Source organism: Bradyrhizobium sp. P5_C11_2 (assembly GCF_054049755.1).
The window spans coordinates 1-17,107 of the sequence record NZ_JBFULT010000089.1 but is presented as its reverse complement, the minus strand read 5'-3'; the positions used below and the strand labels follow the sequence as shown (position 1 = coordinate 17,107).

The following is a 17,107-nucleotide window of genomic DNA, read 5'->3' as shown; positions in this document are numbered from 1 at the left end:
GCCCACCCTACGATAGTCGTTCGGAGGATAGACTAGCGAGATCTTGTAGGAGGGCAAAGGCGCGAACCGCGCCGTGCCACCGAGGAACGTCACGGCACTTTCGCACCCTTCTTAGGCCGCCGCTTGCAGGTGCCGGGCAGTTTCGCCGCGAGAAAATCGCCGAGCGCCTCGACGCGTGCGGGGCGCGGGCCGCCGGGCGGCGTCACCAGGTGCACGGCGCCTTCGGCCTGCTTCCAGTCCTTCAGGATCACTTCGACCTCGCCGGAGGCGATGGCCTCACCGACGATGAATTCGGGAAGCTCGGCGATGCCGAGGCCGGCGATCAGCGCCGGCATCACCGCTTCGCCATTGTTGACGCGGAGCTGTCCCCCCGGACGAACGCTGGCCTGCTCGCCGGCGGAATTGGTGTAGTGCCAGATGTTGGGCGTGGTGAGGTAGGCGTAGCTGAAGCATTTGTGCTCGGCTAGATGCATCGGATGCGTCGGCCGCCCGTGGCGCTTGAGGTACGACGGCGCCGCCACCGTGAAGCGCGGCATGGTGAAGAGCCGCCGCGCGATCAGCGACGAGTCCGGCAACCGCGCGATCCGCACCGCCATGTCAAAACCCTCGCCGATCAGGTCGATGGTCGCATCGCTCAGGTGCAGGTCGACCGAGACTTCCGGATAGGCCTCGAAAAATTCCGGCAACAGCGGCGCCACCGCCTTGACCCCGAAGGTCATGGGCACGGCGAGCCGCACCAGCCCGCGCGGCGCCACCGACTGCGCCAGCGCCTCGTTCTCCGCCGTCTCGCCGTCGGCGAGGAGGCGCGTGGCGCGTTCGGCCAGCTTGTGCCCGGCGTCGGTCAATGCAAGGCGGCGCGAGGTGCGGTTGAACAGCCGCGCGCCCAGCCGCTCCTCCAGCCGGGTCACCGCCTTGGACACCGTCGCCTTCGACATCGCGAGTTCGCTCGCGGCCGCCGCAAACGACCGTAATTCCACGACTTTTGCGAAAATCGCGAGCGCCTCGAAATCGGGGAGTTTTGCCATGGGAGCCGGTCCGATAGGTCCATTTAAGGAAACAATGCGTTTCAACAGTTTCTATTTCTATACCACAGGCGAGGGCATATCCAAGGGCAATCGCAATTTCAGGGAATGGAGAAATCCAATGACCAAGAAGCTCTCAGGCAAGGTTGCCCTCGTCACCGGCGGCTCGCGCGGCATCGGCGCGGCCTCTGCCCGCGCCCTCGCCGATGAGGGCGCGGATGTCGCCATCAGCTATGTCGCCTCGCCCGACAAGGCCGAAGCGGTCGTCACGGAGTTGAAGGCCAGGGGCGTCAAGGCGCGCGCCTTCAAGGCCGACCAGGCCTCGGCCAAGGACGTCACCAAGCTCGTGGATGACGTCGCGAAGGAATTCGGCCATCTCGACATCCTCGTCAACAATGCCGGCGTCGCCAGCGGCGGCGCGACCGACGACGCCAGTGCAGATACCGAAGCGCTGGAGCGTCAGGATGCAATCAACGTGCACGGCGTGATCGCGGCGATCCGCGCCGCCTCGCGATTGATGGGCGAAGGCGGCCGCATCGTCACCGTCGGCTCGATGCTCGCCGACCGCGCCTCGTTCCCCGGCCTCGCCGACTACGTCGCCACCAAGGCGGCTGTCGTCGGCTACACCAAGGGCGCGGCGCGCGACCTCGGCCCGCGCGGCATCACCGTCAACGTGGTGCAGCCGGGCTCGATCGACACCGACATGAATCCGAAGGACGGCGGCGAGTTCGCCGAGACCCAGCGCAAGCAGCACGCGCTGCAGCGCTTCGGCCGCCCCGAGGAAGTCGCCGCCGGCGTCGTCTTCCTGGCGAGCCCGGAAGCCTCCTTCGTCACCGGCACGGTGCTCAATGTCGACGGCGGTTTCGGCGCCTGATCCGGACTTCAACTGTTCAAGCAGGGAATACTCAGATGATCGAACTCAGACCTTTCGCGAAGCTCGGCGGCGCCGACCACGGCTGGCTCAAGGCCAAGCATCATTTCTCCTTCGCAAGCCACTATGACCCCGCAAATATGGGCCATGGCAGCTTGCGGGTGTGGAACGACGACGAGATCGCGCCGAACACCGGCTTTCCCGCCCATCCCCACGCCAACATGGAAATCATCACCTATGTGCGCGAGGGCGCGATCACCCACCAGGACAGCCTCGGCAACGAGGGCCGCACCGAGGCGGGCGACGTGCAGGTGATGAGCGCCGGCAGCGGCATCCGCCATTCCGAGTACAATCTCGAGCCGAGCAAGACCCGGATCTTCCAGATCTGGATCGAGCCAGTAGCGCGCGGCGGCCAGCCGACCTGGGGCTCGAAGCCGTTCCCGAAGGCAGACCGCTCGGGCAAGCTCGTCACCATCGCGAGCGGCGACGAGAACGACAAGGACGCACTGCCAATTCGCGCCGACGCGCGCGTGCTCGCGACCACGCTGAAGGCCGGCGAGACCGCGGAGTACGCGCCGCAAAAGTCGCGTCACCTCTACCTGGTGCCTGCAGCAGGTGCAGTCGAGATCAACGGCGTGCGCGTCAACGCCCGCGACGGCGCCGCGATCCGCGACGAGGAGAAACTGAAGATCACGGCTCTGGAAGATTCCGAGATCGTGCTCGTCGACGCGGCGTAAAGCCCCCCACACCAACTCGTCATGCCCGGCCTTGAGCCGGGCATCCATCGGCTTCGCAAGAGTCCTTGAAGAGCGATGGATTGCCGGGTCAGGCCCGGCAATGACGATCCTACAAGCACATCAACATCGATCACAACGGAGACCACCATGACCAAAGTTCTCGTCCTCTATTATTCCGCCTATGGCCACATCGAAGCGATGGCGAATGCGGTCGCCGAAGGCGCGCGCGAAGCCGGCGTCACCGTCGACATCAAGCGCGTGCCGGAGCTGGTGCCGCCCGAGGTCGCCAAGGCCTCGTACTACAAGGTCGACCAGGCCGCGCCGATCGCCAAGATCGAGGACCTCGCCAATTACGACGCGATCATCGTCGGCACCGGCACCCGCTTCGGCCGGATGTCCTCGCAGATGGCGAACTTCCTCGATCAGGCCGGCGGGCTTTGGATGAAGGGCGCGCTGCACGGCAAGGTCGGCGGCGCCTTCACCGCGACCGCGACCCAGCATGGCGGCCAGGAGACGACGCTGTTCTCGATCATCACCAACCTCTTGCATTTCGGCATGGTCGTGGTCGGCATGAATTACGGCTTCGCCGGCCAGATGAAGCTCGACGAGGTCACCGGCGGCGCGCCCTACGGCGCCACCACGATCACCGGCGGCGACGGCAGCCGCCAGCCCAGCGCCAACGAGCTTGCCGGGGCGCGCTATCAGGGCCGTCAGATCGCGGAGACCGCCAAGAAACTACATGGCTAAGCTGCATGGCTGAGCTGTGCGGTTAAGCTTGACGATCGACCGCATGGCTGATGCGACGCGGGCGGCATTCTCTTTCGGGAATGCCGCCCCATCTACGTGTTCAGGGATATTTGACCAAAAGCGATACGAATGGCTTTCGAACTCTTGTTGATTGCGCAGATGATCCGCAGGCCAGCCCAGGCGCTTGCGCGGCGCTGGTACTGCCGCAGCCTGTTCCGCGCCTCGCGCGGCCGATTTCATTGCGCCGGGTGCACGAAATCGTGAGATCTTCGCGAGACGGCATGATCGCGGTACGCTAGCCGGTCTTCTTGATGAGTTCACGACCGATCGGACGCACCGGCTCGCTACGCAGCACGAGCGACGTCGTAACGGCACCAAAGCCGGCAATTCGGTCCACGATCGTCTCCAGATCCTCCGGCGCCGGTACGAGGACCTTGAGCACGAAGCAATCCTCGCCCGTCACCCGGTGGACCTCGATGATGTGGGGAATCTCGCCGAACTTCTTCAGGCAGGTCTTGATGTGCTCGTGCGAGGTTCGCAGCCGCACCAGCGCCATCAGGCCAAGCCCAAGCGCGCGCGGATTGATCCTGGCACCGTAGCCTTCGATGATGCCGGCTTCCTCGAGGCGCTTGACGCGCTCGGAGATGGCGGGCTGCGACAATCCAACCGAACGGCCGAGCTCGGACAGGGGCACACGGGCATTCGCCTGGAGCGCCTCCAAGATCCTGAGGTCCTTGCCGTCAACACTCCCAAAACGATCCAAGCGAATTCTCCATTCAACCTTGAGATCATCGGCAGATGATCGCTTCCACCGATGACTTGCCATGTGATGCACGACCCGGATCGATCACACTGCGCAGTCACCTCAGATATCACGAGACACGCATGCGCAAAATGATCACCCTGCCCGGCATCGGGGGCTCCGGAGACGCCCACTGGCAGACGATTTGGGAAGTGGCCGATACGCGCTTCGCGCGATTTCGGCCGGCGAGTTGGGATCAGCCGGAGCTTGATGACTGGACGCAGTCCCTGGAGCGAGCGATCGAGAGGTGCGACCAGCCTCCCATCCTCGTCGCGCACAGCCTGGCCTGCCTGCTGGTGGCACATTGGGCGACACGCACCCGATCGACGATTGCCGGAGCATTCCTGGTGTCCGTCCCCGACCCGGACGGCGCCCTGTTTCCCGCTGCGGCCGCCTCGTTCAAACCCGCTCCGACGAGACCGCTGCAATTCCCCTCGCTCATCATTGCAAGCACGGATGATCCCTACAGCGCGCTCGACGTTGTACGGCGACGGGCAGGCGAATGGCAGTCCGGATTGAATGTCGTCGGCGCACTGGGCCACATCAATGCGTCGAGCGGGCTAGGCGATTGGCCGCAGGGCCGCGCGCTGCTCGATGATTTTTGCGACGGCGTCACGAAGCGATGAGCTGAAAGCTGTCAGCGCCGGGGCACGGGGTCGTAATGCGCGGCGCCGGCCGCGCTAGGTCTGCGAGATGTCTGCGTGCGCCTCAATATTGACCGCCGGCACGGCCGCGGGCGCGGTCGAAAGCCACCATCCATCGCCGGCAAACCAGCAGGTTTCGTCGGGCGTGCCCGCTCGCCGAAACGATTGCACGCGCTCCCATCCCTGCGAGAACGCCTCGGTCAATCGCCGGGCGGCATCCTGATCCTGAAGTCCCGCGCAGCCGATGAACTGGGCCCGGCCCAGGAATTTGGCGGGCCAGACCGCGCCCTCTTGCGACCGTGTGATCATCAACATGCCGCCGTGCACACCTTCGGGCGCCAATGGAAACACCAGCCGGCCGCCGGGCCGCAACGCCTCGAGCCATTCCGTGGCCGGCTGCGCCGCGCCCGCACAGACATAGATCACGTCCACGCTGGGCAGATCAGCCGCGATGCCCGACCGCTCATGCAGCTCGACGTGGGCGACGTCCTTTAGATTCTCGCGCGCCAGTGCCACCAGACGATGGTCGATCTCGTAGGCATGGACGCGGCCGCCAGGACCGACGAGATGGGCGAGAATGGCGGTGTAATAGCCGCTGCCCGCGCCGATCTGGATCACACTCTCGCCTTCCCGCACGCTGCAACCGCTGAGCCAATAGGCATGGGCTCCGGGCATGCCGATGTTGATGCCGCGTGCCGGGTCCAGCGCCAGAAGCGTGTTCTGATAGATGAAGGCGGGATCATCGTCGGGCGTCACGACGTAGGGGTGGCCGCCAAGGCAGATCGACCAYGGCCCGGGTCCGGCGAAGGGTTCGCGCCTGACCGCACGAAAGGCCTGCTCGATACGGGGATCCGTGGTCCTGGCCGCGGCGCAGATCAACTGTGCATAAAACGCGCGATATTTTTCCGAACGGTCTTCCATGTCGCCTCCAAGAATTTGAGGCGACGATATCACGACCATTGCGATAGCTGAATGACCCGGGCAACCCAGGGCTTTGCGCGTTCTATTGCGCGTCCTTGCCCATCGCGCGCGCCGCCAACGCAGCAAGCCTCGGATAGCGCCGCAGCCCCTGCGCGGCATGATCGCGCCATGCGTAAGGCATGCCGCGCCAGGACAGCGCGACGCTGACATCGGTCAGCGGCGTTCGCTCGGCGCCGAGGCGGCGCTTGTAATCCTGATTGCCGATGCTGAGATCGAAGCGGCGCACGCCCTGCGCATGCAGCGCCTCCATGGTGCGTTCGGTCGCGAGCAGCCCGGGAGAGAAGTTCGCCCAGGTCCTGCCGGTATGACTGATGCGCAGCAGGAAATAGGTCGCGCCGTATCTGACGCCGAGCGTGGTGGCGGCGATGCCCTTGTCGCAGACCAGCGCCGAGACGACGGCATAGCCTTCGGCAACACCCTGGCGCGCCACCTCGCGATAGAATCGGGCGTGGACGTCGTCGTTCAGAACGAACGGCGAGCCGAGCTGTTTCATCCGCTCTTCCTGCTGGACGTCCATCACATCGAGGAACTCGCGCGCGCGCTCGACATCCGTGGCGATCTCGAACCGCGCGCTGCCAAGACGGGTGAAGACACGCCAGCACCGCGGCAGCTGCAGGCGCCGGAGCGACGCCCGATAATCCGCATAGTCGTCACCCATCAGCACGAGATTGCCGTTGACCGAGCAGGATCCGATACGGCCGAGCGACACCAGCGGGTTCGGCTTGCCGCCGACATCGGCCGGCATCTTCTTCAGGCGCAACAGATCGAAGCGGTCGGGCAAGGTGCGCAACGCATCGACCAGCGCCGCGCTGATGGCACGCGTATCGGCCGCATCAAGCGGGGCGTCGCACGCCAGGATCGGCGCGTTGTTGTCGGAGATGTCGAGATCGGCGAATTCGACGACGCGAATGCCGCGCCGCATGCGGCTGATCATCGGCACCATCGCGATGTCCTTGCCGGTGGCGACATCGGAGATCACGGCGATCAGCGGCGCAACGCCGTGGAACGCTTCGTACCAGGCGCCGAGCCAGTAACCATGCTGGAATGYGGTGCGATGGCCAGCGTGCAGGCGCGATGCGGCCTGCTGCCAGTCACGCAAGAAATCGACCGAGATTCCCGACGTGCTGGACACCCGACCATCTAGTTGCTCGAGGCTGAGAAACGTCATTCACAGGGGCATACAGTTACTGAATATTTCCAGATAGATTATGTTTTGTCGCAGATCACAAGTGACGTCGCTGCTTATCGTTAAGCCGCAACCGGCAGTCCGCTCGCCGTGTCTTTGTCCCGGTCTGAAACGCGCCGCTGCGACAAATTGTCAGCGATCGGGTTCGGTCTGCTCGACGCATTGGAACCGGGCCAGGAAGTGCAGCCCCGCCACAGCGAGAGCGAACATGAACCAGATCGGATTCTGCCGTTCGAGCAGGAAGGTCTCGGTCGTCCCGTAATACAGGCCGAACAGCCACACTGTCAGGAACAGCTTGCCCAGCGCCGCGCTGTGATTGTGAGCCTGGACGGCCTGAAAATTGCGCAGCGGTGCCAGAACGAAGATGAGGATGACGAGCGCGAGCCCCGGCAGGCCGATGGTGATGGCGAGGTCGAGATAGCTGTTGTGGCTGTGCGCCGCGGTCACGGCCCATTCCGCGCCCTTGGCGGTCTGCCGCGCGGTCACGTCGTCCCAGAACGACGCGTAGCCGTGGCCGATGATCGGCTTTTCCGCGACGGCGGCGAGCGCGAATTCCCAGATGTCGGAACGGCCGGTGAAGGTGGGATCGACCGGAAGCATCCGGGTGATGGCCCCGAGAGCCGGGCTGGCGGCGCTGCCGATCGTCAGCAGGTTCATCACGATCAGCGGCACGAAACAGATGATCCGCTTCAGCCACAGGCTTCGCGTGACATAGACGAGCGACGCGAGGGCGTAGATGGYCAGACACAGCACCGACGACGTCTTGCCGCCGGTGAAGATCAGGAAGATGCCGGCAAGCACGGCGATCACGGGCCCCATCACGAACGAGCCGACGGCGGCAAGATAGATGCCGACATAGACCAGGATGGTCATCACGGGCGAGGCCACGTTCTTGTGGCCGAAACTGCCGCGCCAGTCGCCGGCGAGCTGCGGCTCGGTGATGTCGAGCGCGGTGTGGATCGAATATTGCGGCGCGAGCACGACGCCGAGATAGCACAGCACCAGCAGCGCGAGGGCCGCGCCGCCGAGGCACAAATTGAAGCTCCGCTGCGTCGGCGGCAGCAACGGCAGGAGCACCGCGAGCGAGGTCACGCTGGCCGCCAGCACGAACCGCTGGATCGACACCTCGCGGCTCTCGGAGAAGACGACGTTGATCAGCATCCAGCCGATGAAGCAGAGGTGCAGCGGGGTCACCAGGCTCTTCAGCGAAGGCGCGTCGGTGGCGACGGCAAACAGCACCGCAACAGCAGCCAGCAATCCAAAGGAGACGTAGGTCAGCGCCATCCGCCCGCCGACGACGTTGGCAACGTCCTCGCTGCGCAGGTCCGGAAAGGGATCGAGCGTGACCAGGACCAGCAACAGCGCCACCACCGCGACGAGACAGCGCGCCGCCTGCACGACATTCAGCCCCGCAAGCGCACCGCGCAGGGCGTGGCCGTGCGATCGGGCCTCGACGTCGGTCATGTCAGCGGCGTTGCGATCCATGGCTCAAGGCCGGTGTGGTGAAGCCGGGGAAGCTTCAGGTCTTAGCCCATCCCCGTTAACCATCCGTCAACCAGCACGCCGGAGCCGCGCGACACGGCCTGCTGCCGCACGATGCTCCGCGCGATCTCGTAATATTGCAGCGCCCGCTGTTCCAGCGTGAGATTGTCCAGCACATAGCCGCGCGGATCGAACGTCTTGTCGGTGCACCCGGCCCAGAACTCCGCCCAGCGCGTCTCGAAGCCGTCGCGGTCGGCGAACTTCAGGCCGCAGCGCGCATCCCAATAGGGCACCGACGACACCGGCGCGAACTGGACGCGGTGCGGGAAATAATCGGGGTCCCGCCACGGGCCGCCGGGGTCCCAGGCCAGCACCGGCACGCCGCAGGACAGGGCCTGCTGATAGGCAATGCCCTGGCTCTCGTTCTGGCACAGGAAGATCATCGCGCGCGAACGCGCCAGCGCGGCCTGATAGTCTTCTTCCTTGTAGCTGCCGTAGCGCAGCTCGGTGAACGAACGGCCTTCCTTGACGAGCCGCGCGCGGACCGGTTCGACCAGCTCGGGCACGTAGCGCTCGCGATCCCAGTGGACCTTGTCGTAGATGAGGACGTCGACGGTCTTGTCGCGCGGAGGCGACGGTGCCCAGAGATCGGTATCGATGCCGATCGGCCAGGCCTCGGTGTCGGGCCAATACGGCCGGTACATGTCGGCGTACCACGGGCCGGGCACCACGACTTTCTTCACCGGCAGACGCTTGAACAGGTCGGGATCGTCGAGCGGATGATTGTGGGCGGCAACCCCGAGCAGGATCGGGTTCTTCCACGCGAACTTGTCGAGCAGGAAGGTGCGGCCGATGATGCAGGCGACTTCCTCGGGGTGCTGCGCGATGTAGCCGTAGTCGTTGACGCGGTAGCGGATGCCGAGCCGGTCGAGCCCGGCACAGAGATTGAGAAAGACGCGAAGCTGACCGCTCATGCGCGGCTCGCCGAGCAGCATGCGGCGCACCATGCGCCGCAGATGCCGGTCGCCGGGAAACCAGCGGTCGTCCTTGTCCTCGTAGAAGAGGTTGAGGACCATGTCGTCGGGATCGTAGTCGTATGTCTTGGCGGGCACTGGGTCCATCCGCGGCAGTCAGGTCCGCCTTGTCGCATGGGACCGGCTGTCGCACCTCTCGAAACCAGCGACAGACTTAACGCCGCCCGCTTAACACTAATCTACGAAACCGGCGCCGCCCGGGCTTTCGCAGCAATCAATTGACCGCGATGCGAGTATCATCCGCAACGGCCGAGGCTGCGCTTCGCGGCGCCGCCTGGTTAACAGATCATTAAGGACGAGCCGCCGCTTGACCATCGCCGACGACATGCTCGTTTTGCCGGCCGCCGCGCCCGCGGCGGAGGACGCGCGCGCCTGGCTGCCGATGATTTCGAACGCGTCGGTCTCCGTCGTGATTCCCGCGAAGAATGCCGCGGCCTATATCGGCGAGACCATCGCAACCGCGCTGGCGCAGGGCGACGTCACCGAGGTGATCGTGGTGGACGACGGTTCGAGCGACGACATCGTCGCGATCGTCCACGCCATCCGTGATCCGCGGCTGCGCCTGATGACGAATGACGCCGCGGGCGTATCGGCCGCGCGAAACCTCGGCGCGCGACATGCCGGTGGCACCTGGCTGATCTTCCTCGACGCCGACGACCGCCTGCGCCCCGGCGCTGTGACGACGCTGCTGAGGGCCGCCCGCGCCACGCCGCGCGCGGTTCTGGTCTATGGCGACTACAACACGATCGACAGCGAGGGCCGGCCGATCGGCCGCCGCGACCTGCTGAAGGGACGCCGCAAGCCGTCCGGCAACGTGCTGGAGCGGCTCGCTGGCGGCAACTTCATCGTCAATGGCGGCATCACGCTCGTCGATGCCGATTCGTTCCGGGCAACCGGCGGCTTCGATACGTCGCTCAGATATTGCGAAGACTGGTACTGCTGGTGTCGCCTTGCCGCGATCGGCGAGTTCGCATTCGTCCCGGAAATCCTGCTCGACTATCGACTGCACACGGCCAACACGATGAATGCGGCCGTGCGGACGCCGCGGGATTTCTTCCCGGCGGTCACGCGCATCTTCAGCGATGAACTGATCCTGTTCAAACTGCCCGCGGGCGCAACGCCCCGGCTGCGCCGTGCCGCCGAGATTCATCTCATGACCTATTCGGCCACGCAGGCGGTCCGCTACGGCAGATATCGCGACGCCCTCGGCTATCTCGGCATGGTCGGCCGGCGGTCGCTCACGGCGATGCCGCGGTCCGCGGTCAGGATCGCGCTGGCCTATTTCGGCATCTAGGCAGCCGGCGCGGCGTCAGGACGCGATCTTCGAGGCTTCATAGGGCTTCGGCTCGACGCCAAAAGCCGCGAGCGCAGCGCCGAGTGAGACCATCACGGGATGCATCGCGACGACCGCCTTCGACGTCGTCAACAGACCGGCCATGCGAACCAGCGACAGCGGCAACCGTCCGAGCATCTGCGCAAACACCCGCGCCCGCGTCGCCGCACTCCGCGCGGCCTTGTACTGCACGCGATAATTGATCGCACCGATGCGCAGACCGCGCTTTGCGATCCAGCCGAGGCTGGTGCGGTTTTGCGGCACGGTCTCGGTGATGACGGCCTCCGCCGTCCAGTGGAATGTCATGCCGGCATCGCGGCACCGCACGAAGAAATCGCAATCGCCGCCACCGAGGAAATTGAAACGCAGATCGAAGGCTGGACGGTCGAACCGCTCGAACGCGGCGCGCGTGATCAGGCAGTTGCCGCAGCCGTAGATCAGCGGCACCGCGCCGCTGTAATCATAGGCGGGACAGAAGGCAGGGTGACGCGCGAGCCAGGGCTGGCTGTCGTCGTCGAACACCGGCAGCACCGGTCCACCGACCACGTCCGCGCCGGTCGCCTCCGAGGTGCGAACCATCAGCTCGAGCCAGTCGGGCGAGGCGATCTCGTCGTCGTCGATCATCAGGAAGCGGGTCGCGGCGGGAAACAGCGCCTGCGCCGTGTCGAACGCGGCGTTGATCGCCTGGACGTTGCCCTGCCGCTGCTCGACCAGGCAGATGCCCTGGAGCCTGCCGGCGGCGAGAAATTCCGCGGCAACCGGCGCGCTCTCGCGATGCACCGCGTCATTCTCGACCATGACGACCGCGAAGGAGCGCGGGGTGCGCTGGTTGGCGAGCGACTCCAGCGTCAGCCGCAGATGCTGCGGGCGGCGGAAGCAGGGGATACAGACGACGATGCCGACCGACAGGTCGATGACGCGCGAACTCGCCGCGATCTCGCGATTGGGATCGCGCACGGCGTCCGAGATCCGATCGGCGGACAGGTCTGTCGGGATCAGCGTCATGGCGTTCTAGATGCCCGAGATATGTTGAAAAAGCCCTGCGCCGATTGCATGCACCGGCACCGTCCCGCAGCGGCACAGTGCCGCGCGGGACAGATGCGTCCCAAAATGGGCGACCTGCGCGACGCGCAAAACGGCGCCACGCCACGGGTATCCCGGCAATGCAGACCTACCACCATACGCTTAACCGCCTTCGTATGTTTTCACAGCGAGACCATGCGCGCGTGATATTGCAATTTGCAGTCCATCGTCCGGCAACGGCGCGATACGGAAGATGCTGTAGTTAAYGCGTGTGCGCATTAACCCGACCGTAAGCACCGTGGCCGGTGAGACGCCGCGGCATCGGATTTGCTCTTCGGGCATGTGAGATTTTTCCTGTAAATTTGAGTCGAACAAGCGCGGTCAAAAAGCATGAACAAGCCAGCCACGATCGATTTCGCGACAGCGACCGAGACCCACGCTCCCGCGCACACCCGGGCGCTGCTTGAGCTGGTCCCCGGCGAGGCCCGTGACAGCCTGCTCGCCATTCACGACGTGCTGCGCCGTGGGCTGCCGCAAGGCCGGCTCGCCACCTACGAGGCCGGCGGCGGCTCCAGCAGCTTCCTGCCCGTGGACGTGCTCAGCCGCAGCCACGTCACCGTCGTCGACATCGACGAGGACCAGATCCGCAACAACACCTACGCCCAGGAGGCGATCCTCGGCGACGTGCAGAGCTATCGCTTCGGTCCCGAAACCTTCGATGTCGTGATCTGCTACAACGTGATCGAGCACCTGCCCGACGTCGAAGCCGCGCTGTTGAACTTCCGCGATGCGCTCAAGCGCGGCGGGATGATCCTGATCGGCGCGCCCAATCCGCGCTCGCTGTCCGGCGTCGTCACCAAATACTCGCCGCACTGGTTCCACGTCTGGTTCTACCGGAACATCCGCGGCATCAAGACCGCCGGCCTGCCGGGCGAGGCGCCGTTCCCGACCTTCTTCCATCCGCTGGTGACGCTGTCGAAGCTCGAAGCGTTCGCGGCCGCCAATGGCCTCGACATGATCTACCGCCGCGAGGTCGAGAGCCCGCGCTATCCCGAGATGCGCCAGCGCAAGCCGCTGTTCGCCGCCCTCGTCGATGCCGGTGCCGCGGTGATGAACGCCGTGCTTCCACGCGGCACCGACGTCCGCCGCGGTGACTATCACGTCATCCTGCGAAGGCGCTGAAGCCCATGACGCGCGCGCGGCCAATCGCCGGACATGCGGCGCCTTGCCGCCACGCTGCCGCGCGCAGTAACGAACCGTTAATCTCTGGGGGACCGGCACATCACAGGCGCCACAACGACGCGCCGAGCGGCATGCGCTTAAACGCTTTGTTTGCCATTTCGGTGAATAGTCCCTCAACGGGTATGGTTAATTTTCCCTGTTGCGTTGATTGGCCCCCTATATCCCGGGTGCGTGGCGTAGAGCGAAGAGTAACCCCTCAGCCCGCGGCAGTTGGAATGGAAGCTGGGGATCATGCTTGACTATAACCAGCCGATAGATCGGGGCAGACCGGAGGCCCCGCAACAGAGGCCGCCGACCGGCTTCAACGTACTGGAGCTCGTCAACCTGCTCTGGCGGCGCAAGATCGCGATTGCGGCGGCCGCCCTGCTTGGCGCAACGCTTGCGGTCACCATCGGCAAAAGCCTGACGCCCCGCTACACCGCCACCGCCCAGCTCTATGTCGACCCCCGCGAGCTTCAGCTCGTCGATCGCGAGCTCACGCCGCGCGCGCAGGACGTCTCCGGCATGTCCATGGTGGTCGAGAGCCAGGCGCGCCTGATCACGTCCAACAGCGTGCTGTTACAGCTGATCCAGCAAGCCAATCTCGACAAGGATCCGGAATTCGGCGGCGGCGACGCCAGGAGCCTGATGTCGTCGCTGATGGGCCTGATCGGCCTGCAACCGCGCGCGCCCTCTGCCGCGGACATCAAAGACGTACAGCTCTCGGCCCTCGACGCGCTGAACCGGCACATCACGATCCGCAAGACCGATAAGAGCTTCATTGTCGACATCGAGGTCTGGTCGACCGATCCGGCCAAGGCGGCGATGCTCGCCAACACGCTGACCAGCGCCTATCTCGCCGAGTCGCGCAACTCGCAGGCTTCGGCCGCACGGCGCGCCACCAGCGACCTGTCCGGCCGCCTGAAGGAGCTGCGCGAGCGGCTGCGCAACGCCGAGACGGCGCTTGCGACCTACAAGGCCCAAAACAATTTCGTCGGCACCCAGGACGCGCTGATCAGCGACCAGCAGCTCTCCGCGAGCAACCAGCGGCTTTCCGCGGCGCGCGCGGCGACGATGGACGCGCAGGCCCGGCTCGACCAGATCGAGGCGAGCCGGCGCACGGCGGCGGATGCCGGTGCGAATTCCGAGGCCCTGCAATCGCCGACCATCGCGAATCTGCGCGCGCAATATGCCGACGCCCGCAAGAAATTCGCGGAGCAGACCGGCGAGCTTGGCCCGCGCCATCCGGCGCTGCGCCAGACCGAGAAGCAGGTCGAGGATCTCAAGCGCACCATCAGCGAGGAGATCGATCGCTTCGCCCAGTCGGCCAAGAACGACCTGACCCGCGCCCGCGACTACGAGGCCTCGCTGAACCGGGCGCTGGAAGCGCAGAAGCGGCAGAGCGTGCAGCTCAGCCAGGCCGCCGTGCGCCTGCGCGAGCTCGAGCGCGAGGCCGATGCCAGCCGCGACGTCTATCAATCCTTCCTCAAGCGCTCGCGCGAGACCGAGGAGCAGGAGACGCTCAACACCTCGGCGGCCCGCGTCATCGGCGAGGCGACCGTGCCGCAGCGGCGCTCGTTCCCGCCGGCGATGAGCCTGTTCGCCATGATCGGCTTCGTCTTCGGCGCCATCGCCGCGTCAAGCTGGTTCGTCGCGGCCGAGCTGCTGCTCGCCGGCRCGCCCACGCCGGCCCGCCGTGAACGCACACCGGCGCCGCAGGCTCCCCGGACTCCAGAAACGTCGCGGCCTCCGGAGATTGCCCGGCCTCAACAGGTTTCGCGATCTCCGGAAGTTGCTCAGGCTCCACCAGAACTTGCCGCGCCACCGCTGCAACCCGCGATACCCGAAAGGCCCCTGATCGAAAAACCGCTGATCGCGCGTCTCCGGGAGGCCGACGTCATCCACACGCTCGGGGCCATTTTCGCCACCGGCGGCGGCGTCGACCTGACACGGCTGGGCTGGCCGACGCTGCGCCCCGGCTTCCCCCTGACGAGCCTGCTCAATGCCTGGCGCGACATGCGCGCAGCCGTGGCCCGGCGTGCCGGCGGCAAGGCAATGCCTGTCGTCGCGCTGCTCGGCACCGGCGAGACCACCGGGCGCAGCGTGACCGCGCTGAACTTCGCGCTCGCCGCCGCACGCGACGGCGCCCGCGTGCTGATGATCGATGCCGACCATCTGGCACATTCGCTCTCGAACAAGGTCAATCGTCCAGGCAAGAGCGAGCCAAGCGCGCGCGGCTGGCTCTCGATCGGCAGCAAGGCCGCGCGCGAGATCAAGACGATCAACGGCATCTCGGTGCTCCCGGCTGCCGAGAGCGACGCCGGCAAGGCTGCGGAAGCCATCCGCAAGGCGGTTGCGCAGGCGCGTTCCGCCGGCGGCTACGACCTCGTGATCCTCGACGGCCCGGCGATGCCGTTCTCGGCCGCCGGCCGCAAGCTGATCGATGGCGCCGATGCGCTGGTCGCAGTGCTACCGACCAGCCTCGACATCAACGACAGCATGGAAGAAATCCTGACCGCGCTCGGCGCCGCCGAGCGCAAGCTCGTCGGCGTCGTGCTCGACGAGCTCACCCCCGCAACCCAAGCGCGCCAGCGAGGCAGACAATATGCTTGAGCGCCGCGTCAATCTGGACGGACGGGCTGCAACCGCCGAAGTGCCGCGGGTCACCGTCGGCGGCCTTCGCATGGCCACGCTCGACCTGGAAGCGACCGCCGATTTCATGATCGAGGCGACCAATCCGGAGCATCGCATCGGCCGTCCGCTGTTCCTGACCTCGGCCAATGGCGAGGTGCTGGCACGCTGCTCGACCGAACCGCAGACCGAGCGCCTGTTCMGCGCCGCCGACCTCATCAATGCCGACGGCCAGCCGCTGGTGGCGGCCTCAAAACTGCAATCCTGGTTTCCGCTGCCGGAGCGGGTCGCGACCACCGACCTGTTCCATGTCGTCGCGCGCAAGGCGGAAGCTGCCGGCCGCACCTTCTACATGCTTGGCGCCAGCGAGGACGAGAACGCGGCAGCGGTCGAGAATGTCCAGCAGCTGTATCCCGACCTCAAGATCATCGGACGCAGCCACGGCTATCTCCGCGGCGACGCCCTGCGCGCGAAAGTCGAGGAGATCAACGCACTCGCACCGGATTATCTTTGGGTCGCGCTTGGCGTCCCCAACGAGCAGGCATTCGTCGAGGAATTCACGCCGCTCCTCACCAATGTCGGCGTCATCAAGACGTCCGGAGGCTTGTTCAACTTCTTGTCGGGCAGCCGGTCCCGCGCTCCGCAATGGATGCAGAAGATCGGGCTGGAGTGGGCCTGGCGCACCTGGCTCGAGCCGCGCCGCCTGTTCTGGCGCTACTTGACCACCAACCCCCGTGCGCTCTATCTCCTCTTCACCCGCAACCGGCCTTTCAATCGCTGAGAGACGTCGAGTAACGACATGACCGATCGACCGAGCGTCCTCGTCACCGGAGGCGCGGGCTATATCGGCTCGCATGCCTGCCGCGCGCTGGCCGCAGCCGGCTACCAGCCGGTCGTTTATGACAATCTCTCGACAGGTCATCGCAACTTCGTTGCCGGCCCGCTGGTGACAGGCGATCTGCTCGACGGCGCGGCGCTGGCGCGCGCCTTCGCCGATCACAAGGTCACGGCGGTGATGCACTTTGCGGCCGCGAGCCTTGTTGGCGAGTCCATGACCGACCCGCAGAAATACTACATCAACAATGTCCAGGGCACGCTGTCACTGCTGCAGGCGATGCGCAACGCAGGCTGCCAGCGTATCGTGTTCTCTTCGACCGGCGCCGTCTATGGCAACGCCGACTCCAGGGAGCTGGCGGAGGATTTTCCCTGCGCGCCGATCAACCCCTACGGCGCATCGAAATGGATGATCGAGCGCATGCTCGCGGATTACCGCGCAGCCTACGGCTTCGGCGCGTTCTGCCTGCGCTATTTCAACGCCAGCGGCGCCGATCCGGCCGGCGGCATCGGCGAGCTGCGTGACAACGAGACCCATCTCATTCCGCGCGCCATGATG

The 17,107-nt window shown here is 65.7% G+C and carries 16 protein-coding genes; 9 read left to right on the top strand and 7 right to left on the bottom strand.

Annotated elements, in window-relative coordinates; all coding sequences use genetic code 11:
• Positions 1 to 89 precede the first annotated feature (89 nt).
• Positions 90 to 1,025: a LysR family transcriptional regulator gene (locus ACXJL8_RS11990; RefSeq protein WP_456617486.1), complete on the bottom strand. Its 936-nt coding sequence runs from the start codon at positions 1,023 to 1,025 to the stop codon at positions 90 to 92.
• Positions 1,026 to 1,143: 118 nt separating this feature from the next.
• Here ACXJL8_RS11990 and ACXJL8_RS11985 point away from each other — a divergent pair, with 118 nt between their 5' ends.
• The 3 genes from ACXJL8_RS11985 to wrbA all read left to right on the top strand — a co-directional run bounded on the left by ACXJL8_RS11985 (position 1,144) and on the right by wrbA (position 3,377).
• A complete protein-coding gene (locus ACXJL8_RS11985; RefSeq protein WP_456617485.1) occupies positions 1,144 to 1,896 on the top strand; it encodes an SDR family NAD(P)-dependent oxidoreductase in 753 nt (250 codons plus the stop codon).
• Positions 1,897 to 1,931: 35 nt separating this feature from the next.
• A complete protein-coding gene (locus ACXJL8_RS11980) occupies positions 1,932 to 2,630 on the top strand; it encodes a pirin family protein (protein ID WP_456617484.1) in 699 nt (232 codons plus the stop codon).
• 147 nt (positions 2,631 to 2,777) lie between these two features.
• A complete protein-coding gene (gene wrbA, locus ACXJL8_RS11975) occupies positions 2,778 to 3,377 on the top strand; it encodes an NAD(P)H:quinone oxidoreductase (protein WP_456617483.1) in 600 nt (199 codons plus the stop codon).
• 295 nt (positions 3,378 to 3,672) lie between these two features.
• Here wrbA and ACXJL8_RS11970 read toward each other — a convergent pair whose 3' ends face one another.
• Positions 3,673 to 4,140, bottom strand: a complete 468-nt coding sequence (locus ACXJL8_RS11970) for an Lrp/AsnC family transcriptional regulator (RefSeq protein WP_456617482.1) — start codon at positions 4,138 to 4,140, stop codon at positions 3,673 to 3,675.
• A 122-nt stretch (positions 4,141 to 4,262) separates the two neighbouring features.
• On the opposite strand from ACXJL8_RS11970, the gene ACXJL8_RS11965 reads away from it, so the two are divergent.
• Positions 4,263 to 4,805, top strand: a complete 543-nt coding sequence (locus ACXJL8_RS11965) for an RBBP9/YdeN family alpha/beta hydrolase (protein ID WP_456617481.1) — start codon at positions 4,263 to 4,265, stop codon at positions 4,803 to 4,805.
• A 54-nt stretch (positions 4,806 to 4,859) separates the two neighbouring features.
• On the opposite strand, the gene ACXJL8_RS11960 is transcribed toward ACXJL8_RS11965, so the two are convergent.
• The 4 genes from ACXJL8_RS11960 to ACXJL8_RS11945 form a co-directional block, all read right to left on the bottom strand.
• A complete protein-coding gene (locus ACXJL8_RS11960; RefSeq protein WP_456617480.1) occupies positions 4,860 to 5,744 on the bottom strand; it encodes a protein-L-isoaspartate O-methyltransferase family protein in 885 nt (294 codons plus the stop codon).
• Between the two features lie 82 nt (positions 5,745 to 5,826).
• Positions 5,827 to 6,972 carry a GNAT family N-acetyltransferase gene (locus tag ACXJL8_RS11955; protein ID WP_456685030.1) on the bottom strand — a complete coding sequence of 382 codons (1,146 nt, stop codon included), beginning with the start codon at positions 6,970 to 6,972 and terminating at the stop codon, positions 5,827 to 5,829.
• Positions 6,973 to 7,122: 150 nt separating this feature from the next.
• Entirely contained in the window at positions 7,123 to 8,475 is a 1,353-nt protein-coding gene (locus tag ACXJL8_RS11950) for an O-antigen ligase family protein (RefSeq protein ID WP_456685029.1), read from the bottom strand.
• A gap of 41 nt (positions 8,476 to 8,516) precedes the next feature.
• Complete coding sequence (locus ACXJL8_RS11945; RefSeq protein ID WP_456617477.1) at positions 8,517 to 9,584, bottom strand: glycosyltransferase; 1,068 nt, start codon at positions 9,582 to 9,584, stop codon at positions 8,517 to 8,519.
• A gap of 247 nt (positions 9,585 to 9,831) precedes the next feature.
• Here ACXJL8_RS11945 and ACXJL8_RS11940 point away from each other — a divergent pair, with 247 nt between their 5' ends.
• A complete protein-coding gene (locus ACXJL8_RS11940; RefSeq protein WP_456617565.1) occupies positions 9,832 to 10,800 on the top strand; it encodes a glycosyltransferase in 969 nt (322 codons plus the stop codon).
• A 15-nt stretch (positions 10,801 to 10,815) separates the two neighbouring features.
• Here ACXJL8_RS11940 and ACXJL8_RS11935 read toward each other — a convergent pair whose 3' ends face one another.
• Positions 10,816 to 11,844, bottom strand: coding sequence for a glycosyltransferase family 2 protein (locus ACXJL8_RS11935; RefSeq protein WP_456617476.1), 1,029 nt, complete (start codon positions 11,842 to 11,844; stop codon positions 10,816 to 10,818).
• 408 nt (positions 11,845 to 12,252) lie between these two features.
• On the opposite strand from ACXJL8_RS11935, the gene ACXJL8_RS11930 reads away from it, so the two are divergent.
• The 4 genes from ACXJL8_RS11930 to ACXJL8_RS11915 form a co-directional block, all read left to right on the top strand.
• Positions 12,253 to 13,044 (top strand): methyltransferase domain-containing protein, encoded by a 792-nt coding sequence (locus ACXJL8_RS11930; RefSeq protein ID WP_456617475.1) that lies wholly within the window; start codon positions 12,253 to 12,255, stop codon positions 13,042 to 13,044.
• A gap of 291 nt (positions 13,045 to 13,335) precedes the next feature.
• A complete protein-coding gene (locus ACXJL8_RS11925; protein ID WP_456685028.1) occupies positions 13,336 to 15,696 on the top strand; it encodes an exopolysaccharide transport family protein in 2,361 nt (786 codons plus the stop codon).
• A complete protein-coding gene (locus ACXJL8_RS11920; RefSeq protein ID WP_456685027.1) occupies positions 15,689 to 16,495 on the top strand; it encodes a WecB/TagA/CpsF family glycosyltransferase in 807 nt (268 codons plus the stop codon). The genes ACXJL8_RS11925 and ACXJL8_RS11920 overlap by 8 nt, the downstream gene beginning before the upstream one ends.
• Before the next feature lie 18 nt (positions 16,496 to 16,513).
• The coding region (locus ACXJL8_RS11915; RefSeq protein WP_456685026.1) for an NAD-dependent epimerase/dehydratase family protein at positions 16,514 to 17,107 on the top strand (594 nt) is incomplete at its 3' end.

Bases quoted from the DNA above. Each gene is read 5' to 3' on its own strand.
- ACXJL8_RS11990 (WP_456617486.1), bottom strand. From the start codon at position 1,025: ATGGCAAAACTCCCCGATTTCGAGGCGCTCGCGATTTTCGCAAAAGTC.
- ACXJL8_RS11930 (WP_456617475.1), top strand. From the start codon at position 12,253: ATGAACAAGCCAGCCACGATCGATTTCGCGACAGCGACCGAGACCCAC.
- wrbA (WP_456617483.1), top strand. From the start codon at position 2,778: ATGACCAAAGTTCTCGTCCTCTATTATTCCGCCTATGGCCACATCGAA.
- ACXJL8_RS11935 (WP_456617476.1), bottom strand. From the start codon at position 11,844: ATGACGCTGATCCCGACAGACCTGTCCGCCGATCGGATCTCGGACGCC.
- ACXJL8_RS11965 (WP_456617481.1), top strand. From the start codon at position 4,263: ATGCGCAAAATGATCACCCTGCCCGGCATCGGGGGCTCCGGAGACGCC.
- ACXJL8_RS11980 (WP_456617484.1), top strand. From the start codon at position 1,932: ATGATCGAACTCAGACCTTTCGCGAAGCTCGGCGGCGCCGACCACGGC.
- ACXJL8_RS11940 (WP_456617565.1), top strand. From the start codon at position 9,832: ATGCTCGTTTTGCCGGCCGCCGCGCCCGCGGCGGAGGACGCGCGCGCC.
- ACXJL8_RS11985 (WP_456617485.1), top strand. From the start codon at position 1,144: ATGACCAAGAAGCTCTCAGGCAAGGTTGCCCTCGTCACCGGCGGCTCG.